Origin of the sequence: Zavarzinia sp., from assembly GCF_049306435.1 — a bacterium.
Lineage (GTDB): Bacteria > Pseudomonadota > Alphaproteobacteria > Zavarziniales > Zavarziniaceae > Zavarzinia.
Window position 1 is genome coordinate 22,430 of the sequence record NZ_JBAQRT010000047.1, and the last position, 26,526, is coordinate 48,955.

The 26,526-nt window shown below is 66.3% G+C and carries 23 protein-coding genes and 1 tRNA gene; 9 read left to right on the forward strand and 15 right to left on the reverse strand.

The genetic code is table 11. The features are described from left to right. Positions 1–57: 57 nt before the first annotated feature. Positions 58–1,338, forward strand: coding sequence for a thiolase family protein (locus WAZ62_RS02420; protein WP_422641939.1), 1,281 nt, complete (start codon positions 58–60; stop codon positions 1,336–1,338). Between the two features lies 1 nt (position 1,339). Continuing rightward, positions 1,340–1,759, forward strand: coding sequence for a Zn-ribbon domain-containing OB-fold protein (locus WAZ62_RS02425; protein ID WP_422641940.1), 420 nt, complete (start codon positions 1,340–1,342; stop codon positions 1,757–1,759). Between the two features lie 95 nt (positions 1,760–1,854). Here the strand turns inward: WAZ62_RS02425 and WAZ62_RS02430 are convergent. The 7 genes from WAZ62_RS02430 to WAZ62_RS02460 form a co-directional block, all read right to left on the reverse strand. After that, positions 1,855–1,930 (reverse strand) — tRNA-Ile (locus WAZ62_RS02430). An 80-nt stretch (positions 1,931–2,010) separates the two neighbouring features. Further along, complete coding sequence (locus WAZ62_RS02435; RefSeq protein WP_422641941.1) at positions 2,011–2,628, reverse strand: carbonic anhydrase; 618 nt, start codon at positions 2,626–2,628, stop codon at positions 2,011–2,013. A 154-nt stretch (positions 2,629–2,782) separates the two neighbouring features. Further along, the gene (gene rpoD / locus WAZ62_RS02440) at positions 2,783–4,750 is read right to left on the reverse strand and encodes an RNA polymerase sigma factor RpoD (protein ID WP_422641942.1); all 1,968 of its coding nucleotides are present in this window, start codon (positions 4,748–4,750) and stop codon (positions 2,783–2,785) included. Positions 4,751–4,802: 52 nt separating this feature from the next. Continuing rightward, entirely contained in the window at positions 4,803–6,710 is a 1,908-nt protein-coding gene (gene dnaG, locus WAZ62_RS02445; protein WP_422641943.1) for a DNA primase, read from the reverse strand. 73 nt (positions 6,711–6,783) lie between these two features. Beyond that, entirely contained in the window at positions 6,784–7,344 is a 561-nt protein-coding gene (locus WAZ62_RS02450; protein WP_422641944.1) for a YceI family protein, read from the reverse strand. Beyond that, a complete protein-coding gene (locus tag WAZ62_RS02455) occupies positions 7,341–7,910 on the reverse strand; it encodes a cytochrome b (RefSeq protein WP_422641945.1) in 570 nt (189 codons plus the stop codon). The genes WAZ62_RS02450 and WAZ62_RS02455 overlap by 4 nt, the downstream gene beginning before the upstream one ends. A gap of 6 nt (positions 7,911–7,916) precedes the next feature. Continuing rightward, positions 7,917–8,537, reverse strand: coding sequence for a YceI family protein (locus WAZ62_RS02460; RefSeq protein WP_422641946.1), 621 nt, complete (start codon positions 8,535–8,537; stop codon positions 7,917–7,919). Positions 8,538–8,774: 237 nt separating this feature from the next. Here WAZ62_RS02460 and WAZ62_RS02465 point away from each other — a divergent pair, with 237 nt between their 5' ends. After that, complete coding sequence (locus WAZ62_RS02465) at positions 8,775–9,575, forward strand: GDSL-type esterase/lipase family protein (RefSeq protein ID WP_422641961.1); 801 nt, start codon at positions 8,775–8,777, stop codon at positions 9,573–9,575. Positions 9,576–9,581: 6 nt separating this feature from the next. Here the strand turns inward: WAZ62_RS02465 and WAZ62_RS02470 are convergent, their stop codons facing one another. The 6 genes from WAZ62_RS02470 to WAZ62_RS02495 all read right to left on the reverse strand — a co-directional run bounded on the left by WAZ62_RS02470 (position 9,582) and on the right by WAZ62_RS02495 (position 16,723). After that, a complete protein-coding gene (locus WAZ62_RS02470; protein WP_422641947.1) occupies positions 9,582–10,712 on the reverse strand; it encodes an alginate O-acetyltransferase AlgX-related protein in 1,131 nt (376 codons plus the stop codon). A 12-nt stretch (positions 10,713–10,724) separates the two neighbouring features. Continuing rightward, positions 10,725–12,116: an MBOAT family O-acyltransferase gene (locus WAZ62_RS02475; RefSeq protein ID WP_422641948.1), complete on the reverse strand. Its 1,392-nt coding sequence runs from the start codon at positions 12,114–12,116 to the stop codon at positions 10,725–10,727. Between the two features lie 33 nt (positions 12,117–12,149). After that, the gene (locus WAZ62_RS02480; RefSeq protein ID WP_422641949.1) at positions 12,150–12,818 is read right to left on the reverse strand and encodes a hypothetical protein; all 669 of its coding nucleotides are present in this window, start codon (positions 12,816–12,818) and stop codon (positions 12,150–12,152) included. Continuing rightward, a complete protein-coding gene (locus WAZ62_RS02485; protein WP_422641950.1) occupies positions 12,812–13,504 on the reverse strand; it encodes a hypothetical protein in 693 nt (230 codons plus the stop codon). The genes WAZ62_RS02480 and WAZ62_RS02485 overlap by 7 nt, the downstream gene beginning before the upstream one ends. Before the next feature lie 13 nt (positions 13,505–13,517). Then, on the reverse strand, positions 13,518–16,064 hold the full coding sequence (locus tag WAZ62_RS02490; protein WP_422641951.1) for a tetratricopeptide repeat protein: 2,547 nt from the start codon (positions 16,062–16,064) through the stop codon (positions 13,518–13,520). Positions 16,065–16,267: 203 nt separating this feature from the next. After that, a complete protein-coding gene (locus tag WAZ62_RS02495) occupies positions 16,268–16,723 on the reverse strand; it encodes a GatB/YqeY domain-containing protein (RefSeq protein WP_422641952.1) in 456 nt (151 codons plus the stop codon). Positions 16,724–16,921: 198 nt separating this feature from the next. On the opposite strand from WAZ62_RS02495, the gene carA reads away from it, so the two are divergent. From carA to greA, 3 genes are all read left to right on the forward strand, one after another. Continuing rightward, entirely contained in the window at positions 16,922–18,127 is a 1,206-nt protein-coding gene (carA, locus tag WAZ62_RS02500; protein ID WP_422641953.1) for a glutamine-hydrolyzing carbamoyl-phosphate synthase small subunit, read from the forward strand. Next, positions 18,120–21,347, forward strand: a complete 3,228-nt coding sequence (carB, locus tag WAZ62_RS02505; protein ID WP_422641954.1) for a carbamoyl-phosphate synthase large subunit — start codon at positions 18,120–18,122, stop codon at positions 21,345–21,347. The genes carA and carB overlap by 8 nt, the downstream gene beginning before the upstream one ends. Positions 21,348–21,447: 100 nt before the next feature. Next, on the forward strand, positions 21,448–21,921 hold the full coding sequence (gene greA, locus WAZ62_RS02510) for a transcription elongation factor GreA (protein ID WP_422641955.1): 474 nt from the start codon (positions 21,448–21,450) through the stop codon (positions 21,919–21,921). Positions 21,922–21,983: 62 nt separating this feature from the next. Here greA and WAZ62_RS02515 read toward each other — a convergent pair whose 3' ends face one another. After that, entirely contained in the window at positions 21,984–23,009 is a 1,026-nt protein-coding gene (locus WAZ62_RS02515) for an isopenicillin N synthase family dioxygenase (protein WP_422641956.1), read from the reverse strand. Between the two features lie 5 nt (positions 23,010–23,014). Further along, positions 23,015–23,326: a hypothetical protein gene (locus WAZ62_RS02520; RefSeq protein WP_422641957.1), complete on the reverse strand. Its 312-nt coding sequence runs from the start codon at positions 23,324–23,326 to the stop codon at positions 23,015–23,017. Positions 23,327–23,384: 58 nt separating this feature from the next. Here WAZ62_RS02520 and WAZ62_RS02525 point away from each other — a divergent pair, with 58 nt between their 5' ends. From WAZ62_RS02525 to WAZ62_RS02535, 3 genes are all read left to right on the forward strand, one after another. Further along, the gene (locus WAZ62_RS02525) at positions 23,385–24,509 is read left to right on the forward strand and encodes a BMP family ABC transporter substrate-binding protein (RefSeq protein WP_422641958.1); all 1,125 of its coding nucleotides are present in this window, start codon (positions 23,385–23,387) and stop codon (positions 24,507–24,509) included. 25 nt (positions 24,510–24,534) lie between these two features. Beyond that, positions 24,535–25,548, forward strand: a complete 1,014-nt coding sequence (locus WAZ62_RS02530) for a Rieske 2Fe-2S domain-containing protein (protein ID WP_422641959.1) — start codon at positions 24,535–24,537, stop codon at positions 25,546–25,548. 5 nt (positions 25,549–25,553) lie between these two features. After that, a partial coding sequence (locus tag WAZ62_RS02535) for an ATP-binding cassette domain-containing protein (RefSeq protein ID WP_422641962.1) occupies positions 25,554–26,526 on the forward strand: 973 nt, incomplete at its 3' end.

Consider the following 26,526-nt stretch of genomic DNA (forward strand, 5'->3'; position numbering starts at 1 on the left):
CCCGCGGACATCCAAGTCCCGCGGCCAGCGAGCCATAACGATAACGGAGGCACGCTCATGCGAAATCGATTGAAGGAAAATATCGTCATATCGGGCGTCGGATGCTCGCGCTTCGGCGATCTTCTCGAGACGCCGGAATTGAAGGGACTGAGCATCCAGGAATTGACGGCCCGCGCCGTCAAGGAAGCCCTCGACGACGCCGGCCTGTGCGGGCAGGACGTCGACGCCGTCTTCGCCGGCAATGCCATGGTCCACAGTTCGCAGATCCCGGGGACCTATTCACAACTGTCGAAATGGACCGGCACCCAGTTCAAGGCCGGCGTCCATTTCGAGGCGCAATGTTCGACCACCAATATCGGTGCTGTGCTCGCGGCGATGTCGGTCGCGGCCGGCGTCTACGACACGGCGCTGGTCTACGGTCTGGAGACCACGCGGACGAAGGTGAAGGGCTTCAGCCCCTACGAGCGCGAGCCGATCTCCCACCAGCAGACTTGGCTTTGGACCGACATGGCGGTCAACCAGGCCTATAACGTGCCGCAGGGCTACGACATCTTCTCCACCTACAACGGCCTCGTGGCCCTCGGCTACTGCCGCAAATATGGCCTCTCGATCGAAGAATTCGATCGCGGCATGTTCGAGCTCTGCCGCACGCGGCGCCTGCACGGCTCGATGAATCCCAAGGCCAACATCCAGGAGAAACTCGAAGACCGCGCCGCCAAGGACGGCTTCGCCGATCCTTACGACTACTGGCGGTCCGACAAGCACAACCCCTTCGTCGCCTGGCCGTCACGGCTGCTGAGCCTGGTGACGACCGCCGACGGCGCCTCGGCCATGGTCATCACGCGCGCGGACCTCGCCAAGGGCGGCAAGTCGAATCCCGTATCCCTGAAGGGCTTCGGCATCAGCTACAGCGATCTGCCCTGGTATGGCGAAGACCCGACCTATTGGGAATTCGACAAGCGGGCGATCGACACCGCCTTCGACATGGCGGGCATCACGGCCGCCGACATCGGCTATCTGCACACCCACGACTGCTCGCATATCTCGAGCATCTGCACCGCGGAGACGCTCGGCTATCTCGAACACGGCAAGGGACTCCAGGCTGCCCGAGAGGGCCGTCTGCGCTTCGACGGCGACCGCCCCATGTCGACCCACGGCGGGCGCCACGCCTTCGGGCACGCCTGGGGTGCCAGCGCCGGCACCGACACCTACGAGGCCGTGCTCCAGATGCGCGGCCAGGCTGGCGCCCGGCAGATCCCCAAGGTGCCGGAAATCTCGGTCATTCATACCCACGGCTACGCCATGATCGGCACCGTGGTCGTGCTGGAGGGACTCTGACATGCCCGTCGTCGCCGAACAGCCGAGCGCAATCCGCTCATATTATGAAGATCTCGCCAAGGGTGTCTTCCGGGCGATCACCTGCAAGGACTGCGGGCGTTACACCTTCCCGCCGACCGGCTGCTGCGAGCATTGCGGCAGTTGGAACGTGGCATCGGCCGAGGTGAGCGGGGAAGCCACGCTCCTCTTCGCGACCCACAATATTTCGCCCGCCTGCCACCCGCGCTTCGAGAAGATCGCTCCCTATGTCTACGGCCACCTCCGCCTGAAGGAGGGGCCGATCGTCCAGGCGATCATCCTCGGCATCAAGGCGACACCGGAAGACCTCGGCCGTCTCTTCACGCGTGGCCCGGTCCCGGCCAAGGCGGAAATGCTGCAGATGGACGACCTGCCGGTCCTCGCCTTCCGCATCGCGACCTGAACGGACGAAACGACAAGGCGGGGCGGCACCGGCGTGCCACCCCGCGGCGCCCATCCGGGCATGTATGTGGCCATGGAATCCGGCGGGTACGGGTGTGGTGGGCCCGGCAGGACTCGAACCTGCAACCAGACCGTTATGAGCGGCCGGCTCTAACCATTGAGCTACAGGCCCCACCTTCGCTGCCCGCGAGCGTTTCGCGGGCAGCGAGGTTTAGCAGGCTCGCGCGGCCATGCCAACAGGCTGGCGGCGGGTCAGGTCACGCGCTCGAAGGTGCCGACACCCTTGTCCAGCCATTCCAGACGGCCGTCGAAGACGCGGAAACGGGCGCCCTGCAGGGTCAGGTCGCCGGCCTCGACCGCCTTGGCGATGAAGGGGAAGGTCATCAGCCGGTCGAGCGACAGTCTGATCGATTCGCGCTCCAACGCTTCCTTCGATTCAGGGGCCTGGCGATCGATGTCGCCGAGCCGCTGCAGCGCGGGATCGATCAGGCCGATCCAGTCGTCGAGATATTCGAAATCATCCATGGGCATCCCGCGCAGCGCCGAGGAAACGCCGCCGCAATCGGCGTGGCCGAGAACGAGGATCATGCCGACCTTCAGCACGCGGACCGCGAATTCGAGCGCGGCCGACGTGCCGTGCAGACCATCGCCCTTTTCCGCCGGCGGCACCAGATTGGCGACGTTGCGGACGACGAACATCTCGCCCGGGGCGGCGTCGAAGATCACTGCGGGATCGACCCGGCTGTCCGAACAGGCGATGACGAGAACGGGCGGCTTCTGCCCGTATTGCGACAACTCGCGATACAGATCGCGATATTCCGGCCAGTGTGCTCCGCGAAATCTACGGTAACCGTCGATCAGCCGTTCCACCGTGCCCCTCCTGGACCTCAGTTGATATCGGCGCGGACGATGACGCGGCGCAGCAGACGTGTCCACTGTCCAATGATCGAAAGCGGGGGTGACGGCACAAGACAAACCCCCGGCGATGGCGCGGGGCCGTCACCGGGGGTTGTTCAAAGGCTGGTCAATTGTCGAGGAAGCTGCGGAGCTTGCGGCTGCGGCTCGGGTGCTTCAGCTTGCGCAGGGCCTTGGCCTCGATCTGGCGGATACGCTCGCGCGTCACCGAGAACTGCTGGCCGACCTCCTCGAGGGTGTGGTCGGTGTTCATGCCGATGCCGAAACGCATCCGCAGCACCCGTTCCTCGCGCGGGGTGAGGCTGGCGAGGACCCGGGTGGTCGTCTCGCGCAGGTTCGACTGGATGGCGGCATCGAGCGGCAGGACCGCGTTCTTGTCCTCGATGAAATCGCCGAGGTGGCTGTCTTCCTCGTCGCCGATCGGAGTCTCGAGGCTGATCGGCTCCTTGGCGATCTTCAGGACCTTGCGCACCTTTTCCAGCGGCATGCCCAGCTTTTCCGCCAGTTCCTCCGGCGTCGGCTCGCGGCCGATCTCGTGCAGCATCTGGCGCGAGGTGCGCACCAGCTTGTTGATCGTCTCGATCATATGCACGGGAATGCGGATGGTGCGGGCCTGGTCGGCGATCGAGCGGGTGATCGCCTGACGGATCCACCAGGTGGCATAGGTCGAGAACTTGTAGCCGCGGCGATACTCGAACTTGTCCACCGCCTTCATCAGGCCGATGTTGCCTTCCTGAATGAGGTCGAGGAACTGCAGCCCGCGGTTGGTGTATTTCTTGGCGATCGAGATGACGAGACGCAGGTTCGCCTCGACCATTTCCTTCTTGGCCTGACGGGCCTCGCGCTCGCCCTTCTGCACCGTCGTCACGATGCGGCGGAACTCGGGAATGGTCAGGCCGGCCTCGGTCGCGACGCCGGCGATCTGCCCACGCAGCTTCTCGATCTCCTCGGACTCCTGGCGCGCGAAATCCTTCCAGCCCCGGCCCGGCAGGTTGCCGACCTTGCCCAGCCAGTCGGGAATGATTTCGTGCGTGATGTAATGCTCGAGGAAACTCTCGCGGCTGACCTTGTATTTCTCGGCGAGGCGCAGCAGGCGGCCTTCGAGGCCGATCAGGCGGCGGTTCATGCCATAGAGCTGGTCGACCAGCGCCTCGATCCGGCCATTGTTCAGGTGGATCGACTGCATCAGCTCGACGAGTTCGACCTTCAGCTTCTGGAAGCGCTTCTCGGCGTTCGCGGTCTGGCTGTCCTCGGGCGCGCCCATGGCGACGGCGAGACGGCTTTCCTGCAGCTTGGCGTATTTCTTGTGGGCGACGGCGATCTTGTCGAAAATCTCGAGCACGACGGGCTGGAGCGCCTGCTCCATCGCGGCGAGCGAGATGCCGCCTTCCTCGTCCTCGTCGTCATCGCCGCCGGGCGGGGGCACATCCTCGACCTCGGCCTCGGCTTCTTCCTCGCCGGCCTCGCCCGCCGCCTCGGCGGGGGGCAGTTCCTCGGCGCCGGGACCGGCGCCATAGGTCGCGTCGAGATCGATCACGTCGCGCAGCAGGACCTTGCCGGCGAGCAATTCATCGCGCCAGCCGATCATGGCCTGGAAAGTCAGCGGGCTTTCGCACAGCCCGTCGATCATCGTCTCGCGGCCGGCCTCGATCCGCTTGGCGATGGCGATTTCACCCTCGCGCGACAGCAGCTCGACCGAGCCCATCTCGCGCAGGTACATGCGCACCGGATCGTCGGTCCGGTCCAGTTCCTCGGCGCCCGAAGTCTGGAAGGCGGGCGATTCGCCGTCTTCCTCTTCCTTGGCATTGGCGCGCTCGGGGTCTTCCTGTTCTTCGCCGTCGACGACGTTCACGCCCATTTCCGAGAGCATGGCCATGATGTCTTCGATCTGCTCGGAAGACACCTGCTCCTGCGGCAGCACGGCGTTGATCTCGTCATAGGTCACATAGCCGCGCTCCTTGGCGCGGGCGATCATGCGCTTGACCGCCTGACCCGCGGTATCGAGCAGCGGGCCGTCCGCGCCTTCTTCGCCGCGGGCTTCCTCGTTGCCGGTCGCTTCTGCGTTCTTGCTCGCCATGTAATCAGCCCCTTGGCCTTGCGCCCCGCCGCCAGCGGACGCCGCCGTCAACTCATGCAGAAAAGCCGCCATCGACCCCGGCCGCCTGGACCTGGGACTCGATGCGGATCAGTTCTTCCTTGATCGCCTGGATGCGCCGGATGCCGGCCTCCGTCGGCGAAGCCTCGTAACTCGCCTGCGCTTCGCTCAGCTCCGCCCTCAATCCTGTCTGTCTGCGATGGACCGCCAAGACATGCCGCCAGCCTTCCTCGACCAGATCGATGGTCATCTCGTTCCGGGCGATGCCATGCAGCCCCAGGAAACGATCGTCTTCGAGGTGGGCAAACGTCTCGGCCAATCCCACATCCGCTAAGTGGCCTTTGACCTTGTCACTGTCAAGGTCCGGCATATCAAAAGACATGCTTAAAAGGGCGGAACGCAGCCTGTCAAGGGCTGGCGAATCAATCTCCATGCGGGCCAGCTCGTCGTCGACCCGGGGCAGCAGTCGCGGATGGCGCACGAGGCTGAGCACCAGCAGCCTCGCGGTGGCATCCGCCCCGCTGTCCTGGCCCTGGCCAAGGGCGGAAGCGCGGAGCGCGGGGCTGGCACCCAGCGGAACCTGCGGAAAGCGGCCCTGGGGGCGCCGTCCGGCGCCGAAGCCTGCCCCCCCGCCAAACCCGCCCCGCTCCCGCTGCTGTTGCTGGCGGCGGGGCCGCATCTCGTCCATCAGGCTACGCAGGCGGCCGCGCACTTCATCCTTGTAATAGGCCTGCACGCGAGTGTCGCCGATCTCGCGCAGGACCTGACCGATTCGGGATTCGAAGGCGGCCCGGCGCTCGGGCGTCGCGAGGTCGGCGGCCGCGCGCTCGCGCAGCCACAGGAAATCGACCAGCGGTATCGCCTTGTCGAGGGCGGCGCGCATCGCCGGGGCGCCGTCGCGGCGGATCAATTCGTCCGGGTCGAGATTGTCGGGCAGGGTCAGGAAGCGAAGGGAATGGCCGGGTTTCAGCAGCGGCAGGGCGCGGTCGAGGGCGCGGCTGGCGGCGCGCTGCCCGGCCTTGTCGCCATCGAAACATAAAACAGGTTCGGGGGCGAGGCGCCACAGCCCCTCGATCTGGCCCTCGGTCAGGGCGGTGCCGAGGGGGGCGACCGCCTCCGCGATGCCGGCCTGGTCGAGGGCGATCACATCCATATAGCCCTCGCAGACGACGACGCGGCCCGCCTTCAGCGCGGCTTCCCGGGCGAGGTTCAGGTTGAACAGCGTGTCGCCCTTGTGAAACAGCGGGGTCTCGGGCGAGTTCAGATATTTCGGCTCGCCATCGCCCATGGTACGGGCGCCGAAGGCGATGACCCTTCCCCTCGCGTCGCGGATCGGGAAGGTCACCCGGTCGCGGAAATAATCGTAGGGGCTGCGGCCGTCGTCGGGCTTGCGGATCAGCCCGGCCTCGATCAGCAGGGCGGGCGGGAAGCCTCGGGCGACCAGCGCATCCATCAGGGCGGTGTGGCCGGCCGGGGCATAGCCGAGGCGAAAGCGCGCGATGGTCTCGCGGGAAAGACCCCGCCTCGCGAAATAATCCCGCGCCGCGCCGCCGGCCCCGGTCTGCAACTGGGCTTCATACCAGGTGCAGGCGGCTTCCAGTGCGTCCTGCAGGGTCTGGCGCTTCTCCGCCTGCTGCTTCGCCTCGGGGTTCGGCGCCGGCAGGGCGACGCCGGCTTCCGCCGCCAGCCGCTCCAAAGCCTCGCGGAAACCAAGATTCTCGGTCTTCTGGACGAAGCTGAAGATGTCGCCCTTCTCGCCGCAGCCGAAGCAGTAATAGGTGCCCTTGTCGTCCATCACATGGAAGGACGGGGTCTTCTCGCCGTGGAACGGGCACAGGGCCATGAAATCGGCCCGTCCTTTGCGCGTGATCTTGGTGCGCCGGCCGACCACCGTCGACAGGAGAAGGCGCGACTTGATCTCGGCGGTGACGTCGTCAGCCATGTCCACTCCGGCCGATGACGCGGCCCCGCTACAAAGCGGGGACTATGATACGTCCGCCGGGCGGGAACAACACTCAGGGCTTCGGCGTCGCGACGACGTCGATGGTGACGGCGATATAGGGCCCGACCCAGCCGCCCGCCGGGTCCGACTGGACGCCGAGGCCATAGGCGACGCGGTTCAGGCTCAGGCTGGCCTTGGCCTCCGCCGGGCCATTGGCCGGCAGCGACAGGGTGAAGGGGAAACTGACCTCGTTGGTCACGTCGCGGATCTGCAATTTGCCCGTCGCGGTATAGGTGCCGTCGGCATTGGCGGTGATCGCGGTCGAGGTGAAGCTGGCGGTCGGGTAGTCCTTCACCGCGAACCAGTCGGCCTGGGGCAGCGTGCCGTCATACATGGCATTGCCGGTTTCGGCGCTGGCCGTGTCGAACACGACCTTCAGGTGGCTGGCGCCGAGGTCGGCCGGATCGAAGACGATATCGGCGGTCCAGGCGGTGAATCTGCCGGTGAAGGTTTCGCCGCTGTTGGTGCCGGAAAAACCGACGCTGCTACGGCCGTGATCGACCTCATAGGTCGCGGCACCGGCCGGCAGGGCGGCGAGAAGGGCGAAGGCGGCGGCGAGGACGGCGAGTTTCATGACAGGGTCCTTCCCCGGCCCCACCACATGCGGGCCAGGATGTTTTCGCGATCGATCACGATATGCTTGAAGACGGCGGCGACATGGCCGGCGATGGTGGCGGCAATGAGAATGGCCAGCCAGAAATGTGCGCCCTTGGCCGCGCTCTCCACCGCGGCATCGCCGGCGATGCCTGGAACATGCGGCCATTCGAACAGGCCGAAGACGATGGTGGGCAGGCCGAAGACGCTGGCCGAGACCACGATCCAGCCGGTCACCGGCATCGCCACCATCAGGAGATAGAGCGCGAGGTGGCCGGCCCTGGCCGCCCTCGCCTCCCACGCCGGCATGAAGCCCGGCAGGGCCGGCGCCTTCAGCACGAGCCGCAGCAGGATGCGGAAGGCGGCGGTAACCAGCACCAGGACCCCCAGCGACTTGTGCCACTGGTACAGGCGGAATTTCAGCGACGGGCCGATGTCGCCATAGGCCATGACGAAGCCGCTGGCGAGCATTAGCAGGATGGCCAGCGCCATCACCCAGTGCAGGGCGACGGCACTGCCGGCGTAACGGTCGGCGGGCTTCGTCACGGATGCTTACTCCGCCTTGGGGAATTCGGCTTCGATGATCACCGTCACCTCGTCGCCGATCGCCGGCACGAAGGTGGTCAGGCCGAAGTCGCTGCGCTTCAGGCTACCGGTCGCGGAAAAGCCCATGATCGGCTGGCCCGACATCGGATGCTTCGGATAGCCGCCGTTGAAGGTGACGTCGAGCACGACCGGCCTGGTCACGCCGAGCAGGGTCAGGTCGCCGTGCATCTTGCCCGTGGTCTCGCCGGTCTTCTCGAGCCTGGTCGAGGCGAAGGTGATGGTCGGGAATTTGCCGCCGTTCAGCCACTTCTCGCCGGCGCCGATCTCCTTGTTGAAATCGACCTTCTCCGGGTAGGGATAATCGGTCTGGAGCGACAGCGTGTCGATCGTGGCCGTCACCTTGCTTTTGGTCACGTCGGCGGGATCGAAATCGATCCTGGCGTCGAAATGGCGGAAGCGGGCGGTGTAGTTCGACAGGCCGAAGTGATTGACCTTGAAGGTCAGGCTGGCATGGGTCGGATCGACCGTGTAGGTCCCGGCCGGCATGTCGCCGGGCGGCGAGACTTGCGCCGAGGCCGCGAAGGGCGACAGGAACAGGGCGGCGGCAAGGAAGACGGCTTTTTTCATGGACTGATCCTTCGGCGGACATGAGGCGGGAGCAAGGCACATCCGGGCCTGCGGACACCATGCCGGTCGGGGAGCCCGGGAAAAACCGGGGATTGGTTAAGGGATCGTTTCCACTGAAGAAACAATGATAGGGTCGATCCGCACTGAATTTCCCGCTGGAAAGCGCATCCCGCAGCGCCGAATATCACCAGTACGGGTGCAATGTCCCGTGGCCGGAGGCCCTTTCCCTTGAGCACCGTGTTGCGTCCCCTGCCCTTGCTCCCGCCGACCCGGCGTCGCGCGCTGTGCGGCATGGCCGCCGCCTTCTGCAGCCTGGCATCGCCGCGCGGGGCCTGGGCGGACGACCCGGCGACAACGCCGCAGTCCCGCCTCGACACGCCCTGGTGGGCCGAGCGCCATCAGCAGAAGCTCGAGGAAATCCGCCGCGCCCCCGTCGACCTGATCTTCATCGGCGATTCGATCATCCATAACTACGAATTGACCAGCACCGCGCCGCAGTATGATTTCCTCGGCCTGTGGAAGCGGTTCTACGGCAACCGCAAGGCGGTCAATCTCGGCTTCAACGGCGATACCACCGGCAATGCGCTGTGGCGGCTCGAGAATGGCGAGATCGACCGTATCGCGCCCAGGGTCGCGGTCGTCCTGATCGGCACCAACAACACGATCCAGGGCCAGGGCGCCGAGGAGACCGAAGCGGGCATCGCCGCCATCGTCGCCCTGCTGCGCCAGCGGTTGCCAATGACGAAGATCCTGCTGCTGGGCATCCTGCCGAGCGGCATCAGCCCACTGAAGACCGCCCTCGACCAGACGGTGAACCTGCGCCTCGCCGATCGCTATGCCGCCGCGCGGGGCGTCACCTTCATGGATGTCGGCTATCTGTTCCTGAAGGACGGCGTGACCGACCTCGGTCTTTACATGGACCCGCGCAACACGCCGCCGGTCCCCGCCCTGCATCCCGACGCCGCCGCGCAAGCCCGCATGGCCGAGGCGATCGAGCCGACCCTGGCCGCCCTGATGGGCGAGCGCGCGAAGCCCTGACCGGTCCTACAGGGCACCGCTCGCGAGGCGGCGTTCCCAGTCGATTTCCTGCGCGGTCAGGGGGGCGTCGAGGATGCGCTCCGGGATTTCCCAGATCACCACCTTGGGCGGAGTCGCTGTGAAGGCGCCATCGGCGAAATAGGGCATGGCGGCGCCCGCGAAGCCGGCGCCGTCCCGCGCCATGTCGGCGACGGGGGCGGCCAGTTCGGCGGCCAGGAAACCGATGAAATTGGCCGTCCGCGAATAAGACGAACCGATCACCGCCAGCGGCGGCCCGGCCATGTCGCCGAACAGATCGTCCGCGATGATCGCCGGCATGGTGATCGTGCTGATCGCCGTCCTGTCGCCCGTGGGACGGAAAGGCGGCGATACGCCGTCGAGCCCGGCGAGGCGGATCAGGTCGCCGACCCGCTCCTTCACCTCGCCCGCGATCACGGGAACGTCGGCGCCGCGCACGGGGGCGTGCTGCTCGGCTTCCAGATGGCGGGCGATCGCCTGCGCCGCGGCCTTCGCCCCGGCCTCGCTCCAATGGGTGTCGGTGTGGTAGTAGCCGCCTTCATCGGCGGCGGAGAGCGCGGCGCGAAGATCGACATTGTCGATGCCGGCGGCGCCGAGCCCGGCGGCGAAGGCATCGAAGCGCCCGGCGAGGCTGGCCGGGCGGCCGACCTGGCAGAGCGCGTCGGTCTTCATCCGGCTCTTGTCCGGCGTGATCGCCACGACGAGATGAATGCCCCGCGCGGCCAGCAGGCGGTTGACCCCGTCGACCATGGCGACCCGGCGGGACGAGGCCGCGCCGCCGTCCCGGTGGATATCCAGTTCCTCGCGCAGGAACAGCCAGTTGCCGCAGCCCCGCCGGACCTGCAGACCGAGATCGCCGACGACGAGCCAGTCCAAGGCCCGCGCCGCCGTGGCCAGTTCATGGCCGCCGGCCAGATCCTCGTTGAGAAGGCGGGCAAGTTTCATCGTCGCCTCGCCATCCAGAAGGGCGGTCAGGCCGAAGCCCCCGATCAGGGCCTTGCCCCTGTCCGACAGGACCGCGGCCACCGAGGACATGAGACCGACCACCATGACAAGGCCAAGCAACAGGGCCGTGGGCCGGCCCAGGCGGGCGGCATCCCGATCTTCCGCGCTCTCCATCACCGGCCCCTCCTAGAACTGGAAATAGAGGAAGGGCACGGTTTCGCGCCCTTCGAGAAGGGCCATCGCATAGGCGAAGGCCAGCGCCGGCCACAGGGCCTGCCACCAGCGCGGCACGCGCGCCCGGATGGCGGGCGATGCCGCCGGCCACCAGACCGCCACCAGTCCGACCGCCAGCCACAGAACCATCGTCGGATGCAGCGCCACCGCCATCGTCCCGCCGAGCGGAAGCCCGTTGAAGCCGAACTGGCCGAGCAGCACGGTTTCGGCCATGCCCCAGCTCGTCGCCCGGAACAGAGTCCAGGCTGTCATGACGACGGCCATGGTCAACGGATAGGCGATGAACGGCGGCACCGTGATGCCGCGCTGCCGCCCGGCCCGCTCGACCGCGAGGGCTAGGCCGTGGAGCAGGCCCCAGGCCAGGAAAGTCCAGGCCGCGCCATGCCACAGGCCGCCGATGGCCATGGTCAGGACCAGGTTGACATAGGTCCGGGCCGGCCCCTGTCGATTGCCGCCCAGCGCGACATAGAGATAGTCGCGCAGCCAGCCCGACAGGCTGATGTGCCAGCGGCGCCAGAAGTCCTGAATGCTGGTCGCCAGATAGGGGTGGTTGAAGTTCTCGGGAAAATGAAAGCCGAGCATCAGCCCGAGGCCGATCGCCATGGCGCTGTAGCCGGCGAAATCGAAATAGAGCTGAAGCGAATAGGCAAGCAGCCCGAGCCAGGCATCGGCGGCGCTCGGCGCCGGCAGATTGAAGGCAATGTCGACGAGAGGCGCCAGGGAATCCGCGATGATCACCTTCATCGCGAAGCCAACGGCGAAGCGACGCGCGCCGGCCGTGAAGCCGCCGAGGGTCAAACGCCGCGACGCCAGTTCGGCATCGACCCAGCGGTAGCGAATTACCGGCCCCGCGATGAGCTGGGTGAACATGGCGATATAGACGGCGAAGGCGACGAAATGGGGCTCCGCCTTAACGACGCCGCGCCGGATATCGTAGAGATAGGAAATCGACTGCAGCACATAGAAGGACAGGCCGATCGGCAGGATCACCGGGTCCCAGGCGATGGCGCCGAGGTCGAACAGGGACAGGCCGCCGTTTGTCGTGTCGACCAGAAGATTGGCGTATTTGAACCAGCCCAGGCAAAGCAGGTTGACCGTCGCCCCGAAGGCCAGCGCCCGCTGCCTGCCCCGGTCGTCCGCCGCCCTTTCGATCGCCTGCCCGCAATAGAAGCTGAAAACGGTCACGCCGATCAGAAGCAACAGGAAAATCGGCTTCCACCAGCCATAGAAGATCCAGCTGGCCAGCAGGAGGACGAAATTCCGCCCCTGCCGCGGCACCACCATATAGGCGATGAAGAACAGCGGCAGAAACAGCGCCAGGAACTCGACGGAAGCGAAAACCATGGATGAGACGTTCCCGGGCGCGCGCCGTCAGGTTCAGTTGTAGCTGGTGCGTTCGTCGCGGCCGCCGATCAGGCGGCGACCGCCCGATCCATCGGGAACGATGACGACACTGTAGCGCCCGCCCGGCTCCAGCGTGCCGAGATCGAGCGTGCCCGGCACGTCGACCTCGCCGCAGGCGGCCTCGACCACGGCCACGGCCGGATTGACCAGACGACGGGCGATGCCCCCCGGCGCCACCCGATCGAAGACCACGGTCTTCTTCGCCCCGGCCCGCATCCTGGCGCCCATGCAGGCGGGATCGGCATTCAGAAAGGCGATATCCGCCTTCAGCGCGTTGAAATCCCGCGGCGTGTCGCGGATCAGCAGGCTCTGGCCGTCGGCCAGAATGGCGATGGTGACGAATTCATCCGCCGCCACCGTCAGCTCGACCACGCTGCCGCCGCCGCTCGCGGTCAGGGTGGCGCGCTGGGGCGTACCGGCCGGCACCGCCTGGAAACGACCGATGAGCGTGCCATCGGCGCCGCCCAGCGTCTGGGACCCGGCAGCCGTCGACATCGAAACAGGTCCCGCCGCCGCGTCGAGAAAACGAACATAGCCGGAAACGACGCCGGGGCCGGTCGAATACAGCCGGATTTCCTCGCCGCTGGCGGCCAGGGGCACGGCGGCGATGACCGCCGCGCAGGCCAGCAGGCGCCTCACCATGGCTCGTCCCACAGGCCGGGCTTCACGGGCGCGATCGCCGCGGGTGCGGCGGCGCGCTGCTCGATCGCTCTGGTGATGGCCACGGCCCAGGCCTTGTAGCCGGCGGCGTCCAGGTGCTGGCCGTCGATCGTCCGCCACTTGTCCGGCGCAGCGAAAGTGGTCGAATCGACATAATCGCAGGGGCCGACGATCTGGGCGAGATAGCCCGAAAGCTCGGTCACGCGCCCTTGCGTCTTGCCGAAGGCCGGATTGTTCGTGCCCCAGGGCGGGCCGATCCAGTCGCAGGACAGGGAGGCGGCGCGAAGCTCGCCGGTCAGCGCGGTGACCTGATCCCAGACCCAGGCCCGGGGCAGCGCGTCCATCTTGTAGGCGCCCAGCGTATCGCCCATGACGACGATGACCAGATCGGGCTTTGTCTTCGCGATCAGGTCGCGGGCATCCCAGACCGGCCGTCCGGTCCCCTCGGCCCGCTGCACCGGCCCCGTGCCGACACGGGAGGCAATGCCGCAATCGGTGGTCTTCGGCGTCAGATAATCGGTCGGCGTCGTCCCGCAGGCGCCATAGGCATAGACCTTGGCGCCATCCGCGGTCAGGGACTGCGGCAGGAGATCGATCAGTCCACCTTCGTGCACCATGTGGCTGTCGCCGATCAACAGCACCACCAGGCCGGCCAATATCGCGCTCATGCTGTTTCGCTACTCACTCGATGGGAGGATAGGGAGAGACCGCGACCGAACCGCCGACGGGGGCGGAAGACAATGAAATATCCGTCAGGCTGATCCCGAGTTCGGTGGCCCGCAAGGCCTGCGCCGTCTCCAGGGACCGGATCGCCTGCCCGGTATCGCCTTCCGCCCGCGACAGAAGACCATCGGCGTAATAGAGCTGCGAATTCTGCCAGCCGGATTCGAGCAGCGGATCGATCAGCTCGCGCGCCCGGTCGTAATCCCCGTCGCCAAAGGACGCCCAGACCGCCTGAAGCGCGAGATCGTGATCACCCGGGGTCCGGGCCAGCAGGCGGTCATAGATTTTCATCGCCTCGCCATACATTTTCGCCGAGGCATAGACCCGGGCCATCGCGGCCTGCAACGTCTCGTTCCGGGGATCGGCCCGCAGCGCCGGCAACAGCAGGTCATAGGCCGCCTGTTGCTGGCCCGCCTGGCGCAGCCGGTCGGCCCGCGTCGCGATCAGGCCGCTGCGCATTCCGGCCAGTTGCTGCCCGTCCTCGTCATTCCGTGCCAGCGGCTGCAGCCGGGCGACCATGGCTTCGGTCTCGCTTTCGCCGCCTTCCCGGGCGATGACGCCCAGGAGCGCGGCATAGTCGCCGAATTTCGCCCCGGCCGGCAGGGGCTTGGCCAATTCGCGGCGCGCGAGCGCGAGGGCCCCCGCGCCATCCCCCAGTTCCGCCAGCGCGGCGGCGATTTCGCCCTGCATGGCGGGGGTCAGATCCTTGCGCTGGGCGAGCGAGCGGAATGTCGCCTGAGCCTCGGCCTGATGGCCCGAGGCGGCGGCCAGCTGCGCCGCCTTCAACGTGTTCTTCAGCGCGATGTCTTCAGCCAGCGCCTTGATGGCCTTGGTGCGCTTCGGCCCGGGAATACGGTTCAGCAAGGCCGCCGCTTCCTGCGGGCGACCGCGCTCGAGCGCGAACAGGGCGGCGGCGTGCAAGCCTTCGGCACCGGGTGAGGTCCCGGCCGTCACCGGCGCCATCACGGCTTCGGCGCCGCGGTCGTCCCCCTGCTTCAGCAGGAACCGGGCATAGGACAGGCGCAGCCACGGACTGTCGGACGCGCGCGACAACGCCTGATCATAGGTCCTGCGCGCACCCGCGACATCGCCGGAGCGCGCCATGGCCTCGGCTTCCTTGCGCAGCTTGTCGGCTTCGGCGGCAGCGAAACTGTCCTGCATCCGCTCCCGCAATTCGGCCGGAACCCGGGCTTCTAGCGCCTGGGCGGCCGCCAGCTTGTTCTGGCCGATGAGAACACGGTAAAGACCTGCCGTCGCCTCGCGGTCGCCGGGGCGCGCCTTCAGCACCATGCGATAGTATTTTTCCGCCTCGGCATACTGCCGCTGGCGCTCCTTCACGCTGGCAAGCAGCGCGATCGCAATCCGTTGTTCCTTGTAGCCGGCCCCGATGAGCGGGCGCAGCAGCCGCTCGGCTTCGGCGAGGCGGCCCGCCCTCGCCGCCGCCGATGCCGCGTTGTAACCGGACACGAAGGTGCCGGCCCGGTAGAGGTCGGTATATTGGTCCTTGAGAGCGGGATCGATCGCGACCGCCCGGTCCATGTACTCCATCGCCTCTTTCGTGCGCCCGGCGTTCATCTTCAGGCTGGCCAGGCCGGTCAGCGCCGAGGTGTTGTCCGGCTCGAAACCCAGGGCGATCAGGAAGAGTTTTTCCGCCTCGGCGTAGCGTTTGTCGGCAACGGCCGTATAGGCAAGGGCAACCGCCCGCTCCGCCGTGTCGGGCTTCAGGGGCGCGGTCAACTCGGCCAGCCTGTCGGCCACCGCCTTGTCGTCCGCGTGATCGGCGAGATAGCTGCGATACAAGGGCTCGTCCGACAGCGAGGCGTTGAGCCAGACCAGCGCGTTGCTCCAGGCCTTGAGCGCTTCCTGCGACGTGGGCGCCAGCCGGGCCAGCATCGCGATGCCCTCGCGGCGGCTGACTTCGCGATAGGTCAGCACCTTGGCATAGGACAGTTGCAGCGCGGTATCGCCGGGGCTGCGCTTGGCCAGCGCGCCGAGACGCTCCCGCCCCTCGGCCCAGCCTTCTTCCGTGCCGGCCAGCGCGTTGTAATATTCGACGGCGTATTCCAGCGGCGGCGGCAGACCGGCGAAGGCCTGACGGTAGAAAGCGACCGCGGCAGCCTGATCACCGGCGCGGGAAGCCGACCGCGCCTGCTCGATCAGGGCGGGTGAGATCTGGCCGCGCGCGATCGACTGCTTCAGGCGATCGACCCGGGCATCGGAAGGCACCAGCGCCGTCAGACGCTCGAGAAGAGCGGCGGCCTTGGCGGCATCGCCGGTTTCGGTCGCGACGAGGCCGGACTGGTAGATCGCTTCCACATTCGCGGGTTCGGCGGCGAGGACCTGATCCAGCAATTGCCGCGCCAGTTCGGGCCGTCCGTGCTGGCGCCAGAAGGTCGCCCGGTCGAGCAGGGATTGAAGCGTGGGGACCGGCGTGGCCGCCGGGGCCGGATCCGCCTGCTGCGCCCGCGCGCCCGCCATCGGAACGGCGACACACAGAGCCGCCACCAACAGGGCGCCACTCAGTTCCTCCCGCAAACGCAACCATCCGGGGGTCACAGGCCAGCATGAAATCATCGAGCTCGGTCTTTCTGATGGCACCGCCCCCCGGCGCGGGAATCTGCCAGGCTCGATCCACTTCCCGCCGATTAGACAATATCCCCCACATTTTGGCGATATCTTTTGTGTTCGGGGGCGTTAACCCCCTTGACTCAGCTGAGGGCCGCCTTGACCAGGGGGCTGGCCTTGCCGAAATCCATCACGCCGCCGTGACGTTCGCGCAGCAGGGCCATGACCTTGCCCATGTCCTTCATGCCCGACGCGCCCAGCTCGGCGACGGCGGCGGCGATGGCCACCTTCGCTTCCGCCTCGTCCATCTGCTTGGGCAGGAAGGCTTCGATCACGGCGATCTCGGCCCGCTCCTTGTCGGCGAGTTCGGGACGGCCGCCCTTGTCGTAAGCCTCGATCGAATCGCGGCGCTGCTTGATCAGTTTCTGCATGACGGTGACAAGCTCCGCCTCGCCGACGCCCGCGTCGGGTCCTTCGGTACGGGCGGCGATGTCGCGATCCTTGAAGGCCGCCAGCATCATGCGGATCGTCGTGACGCGCAGCATGTCCTTGGCGCGCATCGCCTCCTTCAGGGCGGCATTCAGTTCATCGCGCAGCATGGTTTCGTATCCTCTTCGCTCAAGGCCCGGCACATTAGCGCACCTGTCATGCATAGACCATAAGCCGTTGAGCAAAATGGCACTTTCAATTGCGACCGATCCCTTGACGCGGACGCCACCCGCCTTTAAGGTCCGCCCGATTTGTCCGGCCGGTACCCCCTGCCGCGGAGTTCCCTGATGCCTACGACGCCAGACACCATGCCCCCGCTCCCCCCGCGGGGCAGCATTCCTGACGACGCGCGCCCAACCGCCGATGAGGCTGCGGGCGCCAAACCGACCGGCGTTCTCGTCCTCGCCGATGGCACGACCCTTTGGGGCCGGGGCCTCGGCGCCGAAGGCGACGCGGTCGGCGAAGTCTGTTTCAACACCTCGATGACCGGCTATCAGGAGATCCTGACGGATCCTTCCTATGCCGAGCAGATCATCACCTTCACCTTCCCGCACATCGGCAATGTCGGCACGAATTTCGAGGATATCGAATCCGTCGGCCCCGCCGCCCGCGGCCTGATCCTGCGCGCCGATGTGACCGAGCCGAGCTCATGGCGCGCCGCCAGCCATCTCGACGCCTGGGCGCTGCGGCGCGGCCTCGTCGGCCTTGCCGGCGTCGACACGAGGCGCCTGACCCGGCTGATTCGCGCCGTCGGCGCCCCGAACGGCGTGATCGCTCACAACAGCAAAGGCGAATTCGACCTCACCGCCCTGAAGGCCAAGGCCGCCGCCTTCCCCGGCCTCGAAGGGCTCGATGTCGCGAAGCAGGTGTTCTGCCGCCAGTCCTACAGCTGGGACGAGACCCTGTGGTCCCTCGGCAAGGGCTACGGCCGGCAGGACAACGCGAAGTTCCACATCGTCGCCATCGATTACGGCGTGAAGCGGAACATCCTGCGCTGCCTCGCGGCGACCGGCGCCAAGGTGACGGTCGTTCCGGGCGACACCTCGGCCGAGGCGATCCTCGCCCTGTCGCCCGATGGCATCTTCCTGTCCAACGGCCCGGGCGATCCGGCGGCGACCGGCGTCTATGCCGTGCCCGTGATCCGCAGCCTGATCGACAGCGGCAAGCCGGTGTTCGGCATCTGCCTCGGCCATCAGATGCTGGCCCTCGCCCTCGGCGCCAGGACCGCCAAGATGAAGCAGGGCCACCGCGGCGCCAATCATCCGGTCAAGGACAAGACCACCGGCAAGGTCGAGATCACCAGCCAGAACCACGGCTTCGTCGTCCTGCCCGAGACCCTGCCCGCCAATGCCGAGGAGACTCACATCTCCCTCTTCGACGGCACCAACGAGGGTCTGCGGATGCTGGACAAGCCGGTGTTCTCGGTCCAGTACCACCCCGAGGCGTCCCCGGGTCCCGAGGACAGCCATTATCTCTTCGATCGGTTTATCGACCTGGTGAAGTCCCATGCCTAAGCGTACCGACATCACCTCGATCATGATCATCGGGGCGGGGCCGATCGTGATCGGCCAGGCCTGCGAGTTCGACTATTCCGGCACCCAGGCCTGCAAGGCGCTGAAGGACGAAGGGTATCGGGTCGTCCTGGTCAATTCCAACCCGGCGACCATCATGACCGACCCGGGGCTGGCCGACGCGACCTATATCGAGCCGATCACGCCCGAGATCGTCGCCAAGATCATCGAGAAGGAACGGCCCGACGCCCTCCTTCCCACCATGGGCGGCCAGACCGCGCTGAACACGGCGATGGCCCTCGCCGACGACGGCACCCTGGCGAAGTATAATGTCGAGCTGATCGGCGCCAACCGCGAGGCGATCGAGAAGGCCGAGGACCGCCTGCGCTTCCGCGACGCCATGGACAAGCTGGGGCTGGAAAGCCCCAAGTCCCGCGTCGCCCATTCGATGGCGGAAGCCATGGACGCCCTTGGCGACATCGGCCTGCCGGCGGTGATCCGGCCCAGCTTCACCCTGGGCGGCACCGGCGGCGGCATCGCCTATACGCGGGAAGAATTCGACCGCATCGTGACCTCGGGTCTCGATGCCTCGCCGACCACCGAAGTGCTGATCGAGGAATCGGTCGCCGGCTGGAAGGAATACGAGATGGAAGTCGTCCGCGACAAGGCGGACAACTGCATCATCATCTGTTCCATCGAGAATATCGATCCGATGGGCATCCATACCGGTGATTCCATCACCGTCGCGCCCGCGCTGACCTTGACCGACAAGGAATATCAGATCATGCGCAACGCCTCGATCGCGGTGCTGCGCGAGATCGGGGTGGAAACCGGCGGCTCCAACGTCCAGTTCGCGATCAATCCCGCCGACGGCCGCATGGTTGTGATCGAGATGAATCCGCGCGTCTCGCGCTCGTCGGCCCTCGCCTCCAAGGCGACGGGCTTCCCGATCGCCAAGGTCGCCGCCAAACTCGCCATCGGTTACACGCTGGACGAGCTGATGAACGACATCACCGGCGTTACCCCGGCGTCCTTCGAGCCGACCATCGATTATGTCGTCACCAAGATGCCGCGCTTCACCTTCGAGAAGTTCAAGGGCTCGGAAGCGCTGCTGACGACGGCGATGAAGTCGGTCGGCGAAGCCATGTCGATCGGCCGCACCTTCAAGGAATCGGTGCAGAAGGCCCTGCGCTCGATGGAAACCGGCCTGTCCGGCTTCGATCCCGTGGAGCGCCTGCACGGCGACCGCGACCTGATCGAGGTCGAACTGGGCAAGCCGGTGCCGGATCGCCTGGTCGTCGTCGCCGACGGCTTCCGCGCCGGCCTCACGGTCGAGGAGATCGCCGACATCACCAGGATGGATCCCTGGTTCCTGCGCGAGATCGAGGAGATCGTCGCCGAGGAAGCCCGGGTCATCGACAGTGGTCTGCCCCGGACCGCCGCCGGCTGGCGCCGCCTGAAAGCCATGGGCTTTTCCGACAAGCGCCTGGCCAAGCTGGGCAACACCACGGAGCAGAAGGTGCGGGCCGATCGCCGCGCCCTCGGCGTCCGCCCGGTGTTCAAGCGCATCGACACCTGCGCCGCGGAATTCGACAGCCGCACACCCTATATGTATTCGACCTATGAATCGGCCGATTTCGGCGAACCGGAATGCGAAGCCCAGCCGAGCGACGCCAGAAAGGTCGTCATCCTCGGCGGCGGGCCGAACCGCATCGGCCAGGGCATCGAGTTCGACTATTGCTGCGTCCATGCCTGCTACGCGCTGACCGAAGCGGGCTATGAGACCATCATGGTCAACTGCAATCCCGAGACCGTCTCGACCGACTATGACACCTCGGACCGCCTGTATTTCGAGCCGCTGACCGCGGAAGACGTGCTCGAGCTGATCGAGACCGAGAAACAGAATGGCACCGTCCACGGCGTCATCGTCCAGTTCGGCGGCCAGACCCCGCTGAAACTGTCGCAGGCGCTCGAGAACGCCGGCATTCCCATCCTCGGCACCTCGCCCGATGCGATCGACGTGGCCGAGGACCGCGAGCGGTTCCAGGCCCTCCTGCAGAAGCTGGGCCTGCGCCAGCCGAACAACGGCATCGCCACCTCGGCCGAGGAAGCGCGCGCCGTCGTCGAGCGAATCGGCTTTCCCGTCGTCATCCGTCCGTCCTATGTCCTTGGTGGCCGGGCGATGGAGATCGTGCGCGATATCCCCGGTCTCAACCGCTACATGACCGAGGCCGTGGTCGTTTCCGGCGACAATCCGGTGCTGATCGACGGTTACCTGAGCCAGGCCACGGAAGTCGATGTCGACGCCCTCGCCGACCGCGATACCGTCTACGTCGCCGGGATCATGGAACACATCGAGGAAGCGGGCATCCATTCGGGCGATTCCGCCTGTTCGCTGCCGCCCTACTCCCTGTCGGAAGCGATGATTTCCGAACTGAAGCGCCAGACCGAGCTGATGGCCAAGGCGCTCGGCGTCGTCGGCCTGATGAACGTCCAGTTCGCGATCCAGGGCGAGGATATCTATGTCCTCGAGGTGAACCCCCGCGCGTCCCGCACCGTGCCCTTCGTCGCCAAGGCGATCGGCATTCCGGTCGCCAAGATCGCCTCCCGCGTCATGGCCGGCGAGAAGCTGGCGAGCTTCGGCCTCAAGTGGAAGAAGCTCGACCATGTCGCGGTCAAGGAATCGGTCTTCCCCTTCGCCCGCTTCCCCGGTGTCGACATCCTGCTCGGCCCCGAGATGAGATCGACCGGCGAGGTGATGGGCCTCGACCGGACCTTCGAACTGGCTTTCGCCAAGTCGCAGCTGGCCTCGGGCACCCGCCTGCCGCAGTCGGGCAAGGTGTTCATTTCCGTCCGCCGGGCCGACAAGGCCGCTGTGCTGGAGCCGGCGCGCCAGCTCGTCGCCATGGGCTTCGAGATCGTCGCGACCAGGGGCACGGCCGATTTCCTCGAGGAGAACGGCGTTCCCGCCAGGCGCGTCAGCAAGGTTCTCGAAGGCCGGCCGCATATCGTCGACGCGATGAAGAATGGCGAGATCGCCCTGATGTTCAACACGACGGAAGGGTCGAAATCGATCGCCGATTCCTTCGAGATCCGGCGCACGGCCCTCACCCTCAAGATCCCCTACTACACGACGACGGCGGGGGCCGAGGCGGCGGTACAGGCAATCGCGGCGCTTCGCCTCGGGCGCCTTGAAGTTGCCCCGCTGCAATCCTACACTTGATGCCCGCGACCGCCCGGTCGGCCCTTTCAGGTCGGCCGGGCTGTTGCAAATCCGGTGGCCTTCAGTCTTTGGGGCGTGCCAATAATCAGGTAGAGGGGCGATGGAAAAAGTGCCCATGACGGCGGGGGGGTATGATGCCCTCGAAGCCGAATTGAAACGGTTGAAAACGGTGGACCGGCCCGCGGTGATCCAGGCCATTTCGGCGGCGCGCGAACACGGCGACCTGTCGGAAAACGCCGAGTATCATGCCGCCAAGGAAAAGCAGAGTTTCATCGAAACCCGCGTGATCGAGCTCGAGGACAAGATTTCCCGCGCCCAGGTGATCGACGTCTCGAAACTCTCGGGCAATGTCATCAAGTTCGGCGCGAACATCACCCTCGTCGATATCGATACGGACGAAAAAGTCGACTATCAGATCGTCGGTGTCGATGAAGCCGACGTGAAGGCCGGGCGTCTGTCCGTGTCGTCCCCCGTCGCACGCGCCCTGATCGGCAAGACCGTCGGTGACGAGATCGAAGTGACGACGCCGGGCGGCCACAAGTCCTACGAAATCCTCAAGGTCCATTTCGGCTGAGGCCATGAGGCCCCTTCCCTTCGTTCCTCGGCGCTGAGCCCGAACGAAGGGAAGGTGTCAGCTCAATCCGCCTTCGGCTCCTGCCGGTAGGCGTAGGTCGCGTCGAAGCGCGACAGGACGTATTCGCCGGCCACGACCGGCGGATATTTCGCCGGCCGGTCCGGGCCGACGCAGGACGGCAGCGCCTCGATCAGCGTGTCGTAATTGGTGCCGAGAAAGAACGGCATCGAATAACGCGGCTTGCCCGACAGATTGAGCGCCCGGTGCCGGGTCGAGGCGAAGACGTCATTGGTCCAGCGCGCCATCTGGTCGCCGATATTGACGACGAAGGTGCCCGGAATCGGCGGCGCCGAGACCCATTCGCCCTTGCCGTTCTGAACCTGCAGCGCCTGCACGCCCAGCTGCTGGCCGAGGATGGTGAAACACTCGTAATCCGTATGGGCGCCGATGCCGATCTGGCGCTGGTCGATCGGGCCCTCCTGGCTGGGATAGGACAGGATGCGAAGGACCCCGGTCGGCTTCGTCACCATCGGATCGAAATAATCCTCCGGCAGGTCGAGGGCGAGGGCGAAGGCCCGGAACAGCCGCCGGCCGAGCGCCTTCACTTCCTCGAAATAGGTCAGCATCTGCTCCTTGAAGCCGGGCAGATTCCCGGGCCACTGGTTGGGGCCGTAAAGGGCTTCCCGGCCTCTGGCCAGCGGATCGTCCGCCGCCAGTTCGTTCCCGATATCGAAACCCTCGTGCAGGTCGCCGAGGGCGGTTTCGTCGGTATTCTCCTCGAGCAGCGGGGTATAGCCGCTGTTGTTCACCGATTTCTTCACATGGATCTTCATCTTCTCTTCGAGCGGCAGGCCGAAGAAGCCCGGGCAGAGCGCGAACGTATCGTCGATCACCTTCTGCGGCAGGCCGTGATTGCGGATGTAGAAGAAGCCGACATTGACGCAGGCATCGCGCAGCGCCTTCGCCGTCGCCTGCTTGGCCACCGGGTCGTCGCCCGCCATGGGGCCGAGGTCGATCTGCGGGATCTCGCTGAAATCGCTCTCCCTCGCCGAGAGGCCCGCCGCTTCCAGTTGCGCCTTTGCCGTCACTGTCTTCACCCTGTTCCTGAAATACCCGCCATGGGGCGATGCCGAATGATCCAGCAAGCACCATGCCAAGGCCGGACCTCAACATTGATATCCAATCTACCAGACTTGAGAATCTTATAAATGGCCTTGGATAGCCACAATTCCCAACGCTCCAACACACGAGCGGCGCGGATATCCTGAATTTTCCATGGCCGTACAATCGCTTGTGCCCCCACGGCGGCCTTCGTGCCGAAAATTTGTACCGTCTGCATCAAGATTTGTTCTAATTTTAGGCAATCGGGGAAATTGATATCCAATAACCCGTTGGAGGATGGCAATGGCACGCTCCTTGCTAAATCTCCGGCATAGCCATCGACAGGATCAGGGGATCATTCCATGTCATTCTTCAACGCTGCCCGCGCCGGCCTGAGGGGCACCGCCCTCGCGCTTGGTCTTGGCCTCGCCGTCCTCGCCGGCGCCCAGCCGGCCGATGCCTTCGACCTGAAAGGCCCGCCCAAGATCGCCTTCATCTATGCCGCGGCGATCAAGGACGGCGGCTGGAACGAGGCGATGGATGCCGCCCGCGTGAAGGTGGAAGAAGCCCTGGGCGTGAAGATCGCCACCTCGGAAAGCATCGCCGAGGAGTCGACGGCCTTCAAGGCGGCGGTCGATCTCTATGTGAAGCGCGGCTACAACATCATCGTCGGCACGTCCTACGGCTATTCCGACCCGATCCTCGAAGCCGCCAAGGCCTATCCCGACGTCGCCTTCCTGAATGCCTCCGGCACCACCAACGGCGCCAACCTCGAGAGCTTCTACGCCCGCACCTACGAGGCCTGGTATCTCGCCGGCATGGCGGCCGGCGCGGTCAGCACCTCGGGCAAGGTCGGCATGCTGGCCGGCTTCCCGGTCAGCGTCGTCAACTGGGACGTCAATGCCTTCACCCGGGGCGCCCAGGCCATGAAGCCGGGCGCCGAGTCGATCGCCATCTTCACCAATTCCTGGTGGGACCCGGTGAAGGAGGGTCAGACCTCGGAAGCCATGCTCGATCAGGGCGCCGACGTGATCGCCACCAATCTCTCCGCCGCCTCGGCCCTCAATGCCGCCGAGAAGAAGGGCAAATACGCCATCGGCTACCAGATCGACATGACCGCCTATGCCCCCAAGGGCATCCTGACCTCGGTCGTGTTCCGCTGGGAAAACTACCTGACCCCGACGCTGAAGAAGATCATTGCCGGCGGCTGGACACCCGAGGAATACGGCGCCTTCGTCGGCATCAACACCAAGACCGTCGACCTGCTGCCCTTCACCGCCAATGTCCCGGCCGAGGCCCAGGCCAGGATCGCCGAGACCCGCGCGGCGATCGAAGCCGGCACCTTCAGCCCCTTCGCCGGCCCGGTGGTCAAGCAGGACGGCACCGAAGCCGTGCCCGCCGGCGCGGTGATGGACGACGAGAAGCTCTGGGCGCTCGATTACTTCGTCAAGGGCGTGATCGGCACCATGCCGGCGGCATCGAAGTAAGCCGGGCGAAAGAGGGGACGCGTCGATGTTCAGGCCCGACGGCAGCCCGGCCGTCTCGTCCTTCACGCCCGAAGACTGGCATGTCCTGGCCGGCTTCTGGTACCCGGTGGGTTTCTCCGCCGAGGTGGGCAGCCGGCCGGTCGCCGGTCGCCTGCTGGACGTGCCCCTCGTCCTCTATCGCACGGGTGGCGGCATCACCGTCGCCGCCGACTATTGTCCGCATCGCGGCACGAAGATGACCCTCGGCCGCCTCGAAGGCGGTGAGATCGTCTGCAAGTATCACGGTCTTCGCTTCGATGGCGCCGGGACCTGCACGCGCATTCCGGGGTCGCCGGACATGACACCACCCCGCCGGCTCGACCTCGTCACCTTCCCGGTCATGGAGCGCTATGGCCTGGTCTGGACCTGCCTCAAGGGCAGCTCCGACCAGCCGATCCCGGACTGGCCGGAACTGGTCGATCCCGCCTGGCAGCGGATCAAGATGGACGCGGTATGGGAGACCGGCGCCGGCCGCCATCTCGAGAATTTCTGCGATACCGCCCATTTCTCCTTCGCCCATGCGGCCACCTTCGGCTGGCCCGACCGGCCCGAGGTCGAGCCTTATGCAGTCGAGGAAACGGCGACGGGCCTGCGCTTCCAGCTCATGACGCCGCAGCAGGATGGCAGCCTGTTTCAGGGCCAGCCCAATTTCGCCGATCTCCTGTCGGAATATGACGTCTATCTGCCCTTCACCGCCCGGCTGATCCTGCATTTCCCGCGCGGCGACGAGCATATCTTCGACATCGTCGCGCCCCTGTCGGCCGGACGCTCGCGCATCTTCATGCTGAAGGCGCGGGACCACGACCTGGACCAGCCGGTCGACGAATGGATCGACTTCCAGAAGACGGTGAACGAGGAAGACCGGGCCATGGTCGAATCCCAGGTGCCCGCCGCGCTGCCGCTCGATGCCAAGGCGGAAGGCCATCTGCCGTCCGACCGTTTCTCCATCGCCTATCGCCGCCGCCTGCAGGGCCTCGGCCTCACGGGCGGTGCATCGTGAGCGATATGCCCCGGCGCCAGCGCCCCGCCCTCTCCCTCGACCATATCGACAAGGCGTTCGGCGACAAGAAGGTGCTGGACGGGGCCCATTTCACCGTTCGCTGGGGCGAGGTTCACGCCCTTCTCGGCGAGAATGGCGCGGGCAAGTCGACGATCATGAATGTCGCGACCGGCGTCTATGCCGCCGACGCCGGCACGATCGAGGTCGACGAGCAGGAGTTCCCCCTGCGCGGCCCGGCCGACGCGGCCAGGGCCGGCATCGGCATGGTGCACCAGCATTACCGCCTGGTCGGCAGTTTCACCGTGGCCGAGAACATGCTGCTGGCCGCCGGCACTCAGGTGCCGGGCATCACCAGCCTGCGCAGCGCCGCCGCCGCCATCGAGGCCAAGGGCCGGGAGGTCGGCCTCGCCGTCGATGCCACGGCGCGGATCGACACGCTCTCGGTCGCGGAGCGCCAGCGGGTCGAGATCCTGAAGGTGCTGATCCTCGGCGCCCGCATCGTCATCCTGGACGAGCCGACCGCCGTGCTGACCGACGCCGAATCCCGCGCCATGCTGGAGTTCGTGCGCCGCCTCGCCGCCGCCGGCACCGCCGTCGTGCTGATCACCCACAAGCTGCGCGAAGTCCTCGAACATGCCGACCGGGTGACCGTGATGCGCCAGGGCAAGACCGTGCTGGCGGATGCGACGACGACGGGCCTCGACACCGGCGAACTCGCCCGGCTGATGGTGGGCGAGCGGACACCGCCGCCGCCCCGCGCCGCCATCGCGCCGGGCCCCATACGCCTGAAGCTGGACGGCTTCTCCGTCCGCCGACCCGATGGCACATTGGGGGTCGAGGGGATCGATATCGAACTGCGCGCGGGCGAAATCCTCGGCATCGCCGGGGTCGGCGGCAATGGCCAGCAGCCGCTGGCCGATGGCCTGATCGGCCTCGCCGCGACCGCCGCCGGCCGCCTGACGATCGACGGCATCGACC

Bases quoted from the DNA above. Each gene is read 5' to 3' on its own strand.
- WAZ62_RS02420 (WP_422641939.1), top strand. From the start codon at position 58: ATGCGAAATCGATTGAAGGAAAATATCGTCATATCGGGCGTCGGATGC.
- WAZ62_RS02425 (WP_422641940.1), top strand. From the start codon at position 1,340: ATGCCCGTCGTCGCCGAACAGCCGAGCGCAATCCGCTCATATTATGAA.
- rpoD (WP_422641942.1), bottom strand. From the start codon at position 4,750: ATGGCGAGCAAGAACGCAGAAGCGACCGGCAACGAGGAAGCCCGCGGC.
- dnaG (WP_422641943.1), bottom strand. From the start codon at position 6,710: ATGGCTGACGACGTCACCGCCGAGATCAAGTCGCGCCTTCTCCTGTCG.
- WAZ62_RS02450 (WP_422641944.1), bottom strand. From the start codon at position 7,344: ATGAAACTCGCCGTCCTCGCCGCCGCCTTCGCCCTTCTCGCCGCCCTG.
- WAZ62_RS02460 (WP_422641946.1), bottom strand. From the start codon at position 8,537: ATGAAAAAAGCCGTCTTCCTTGCCGCCGCCCTGTTCCTGTCGCCCTTC.
- WAZ62_RS02470 (WP_422641947.1), bottom strand. From the start codon at position 10,712: ATGGAGAGCGCGGAAGATCGGGATGCCGCCCGCCTGGGCCGGCCCACG.
- WAZ62_RS02475 (WP_422641948.1), bottom strand. From the start codon at position 12,116: ATGGTTTTCGCTTCCGTCGAGTTCCTGGCGCTGTTTCTGCCGCTGTTC.
- WAZ62_RS02480 (WP_422641949.1), bottom strand. From the start codon at position 12,818: ATGGTGAGGCGCCTGCTGGCCTGCGCGGCGGTCATCGCCGCCGTGCCC.
- WAZ62_RS02485 (WP_422641950.1), bottom strand. From the start codon at position 13,504: ATGAGCGCGATATTGGCCGGCCTGGTGGTGCTGTTGATCGGCGACAGC.
- WAZ62_RS02495 (WP_422641952.1), bottom strand. From the start codon at position 16,723: ATGCTGCGCGATGAACTGAATGCCGCCCTGAAGGAGGCGATGCGCGCC.
- carA (WP_422641953.1), top strand. From the start codon at position 16,922: ATGCCCCCGCTCCCCCCGCGGGGCAGCATTCCTGACGACGCGCGCCCA.
- carB (WP_422641954.1), top strand. From the start codon at position 18,120: ATGCCTAAGCGTACCGACATCACCTCGATCATGATCATCGGGGCGGGG.
- greA (WP_422641955.1), top strand. From the start codon at position 21,448: ATGGAAAAAGTGCCCATGACGGCGGGGGGGTATGATGCCCTCGAAGCC.
- WAZ62_RS02525 (WP_422641958.1), top strand. From the start codon at position 23,385: ATGTCATTCTTCAACGCTGCCCGCGCCGGCCTGAGGGGCACCGCCCTC.
- WAZ62_RS02530 (WP_422641959.1), top strand. From the start codon at position 24,535: ATGTTCAGGCCCGACGGCAGCCCGGCCGTCTCGTCCTTCACGCCCGAA.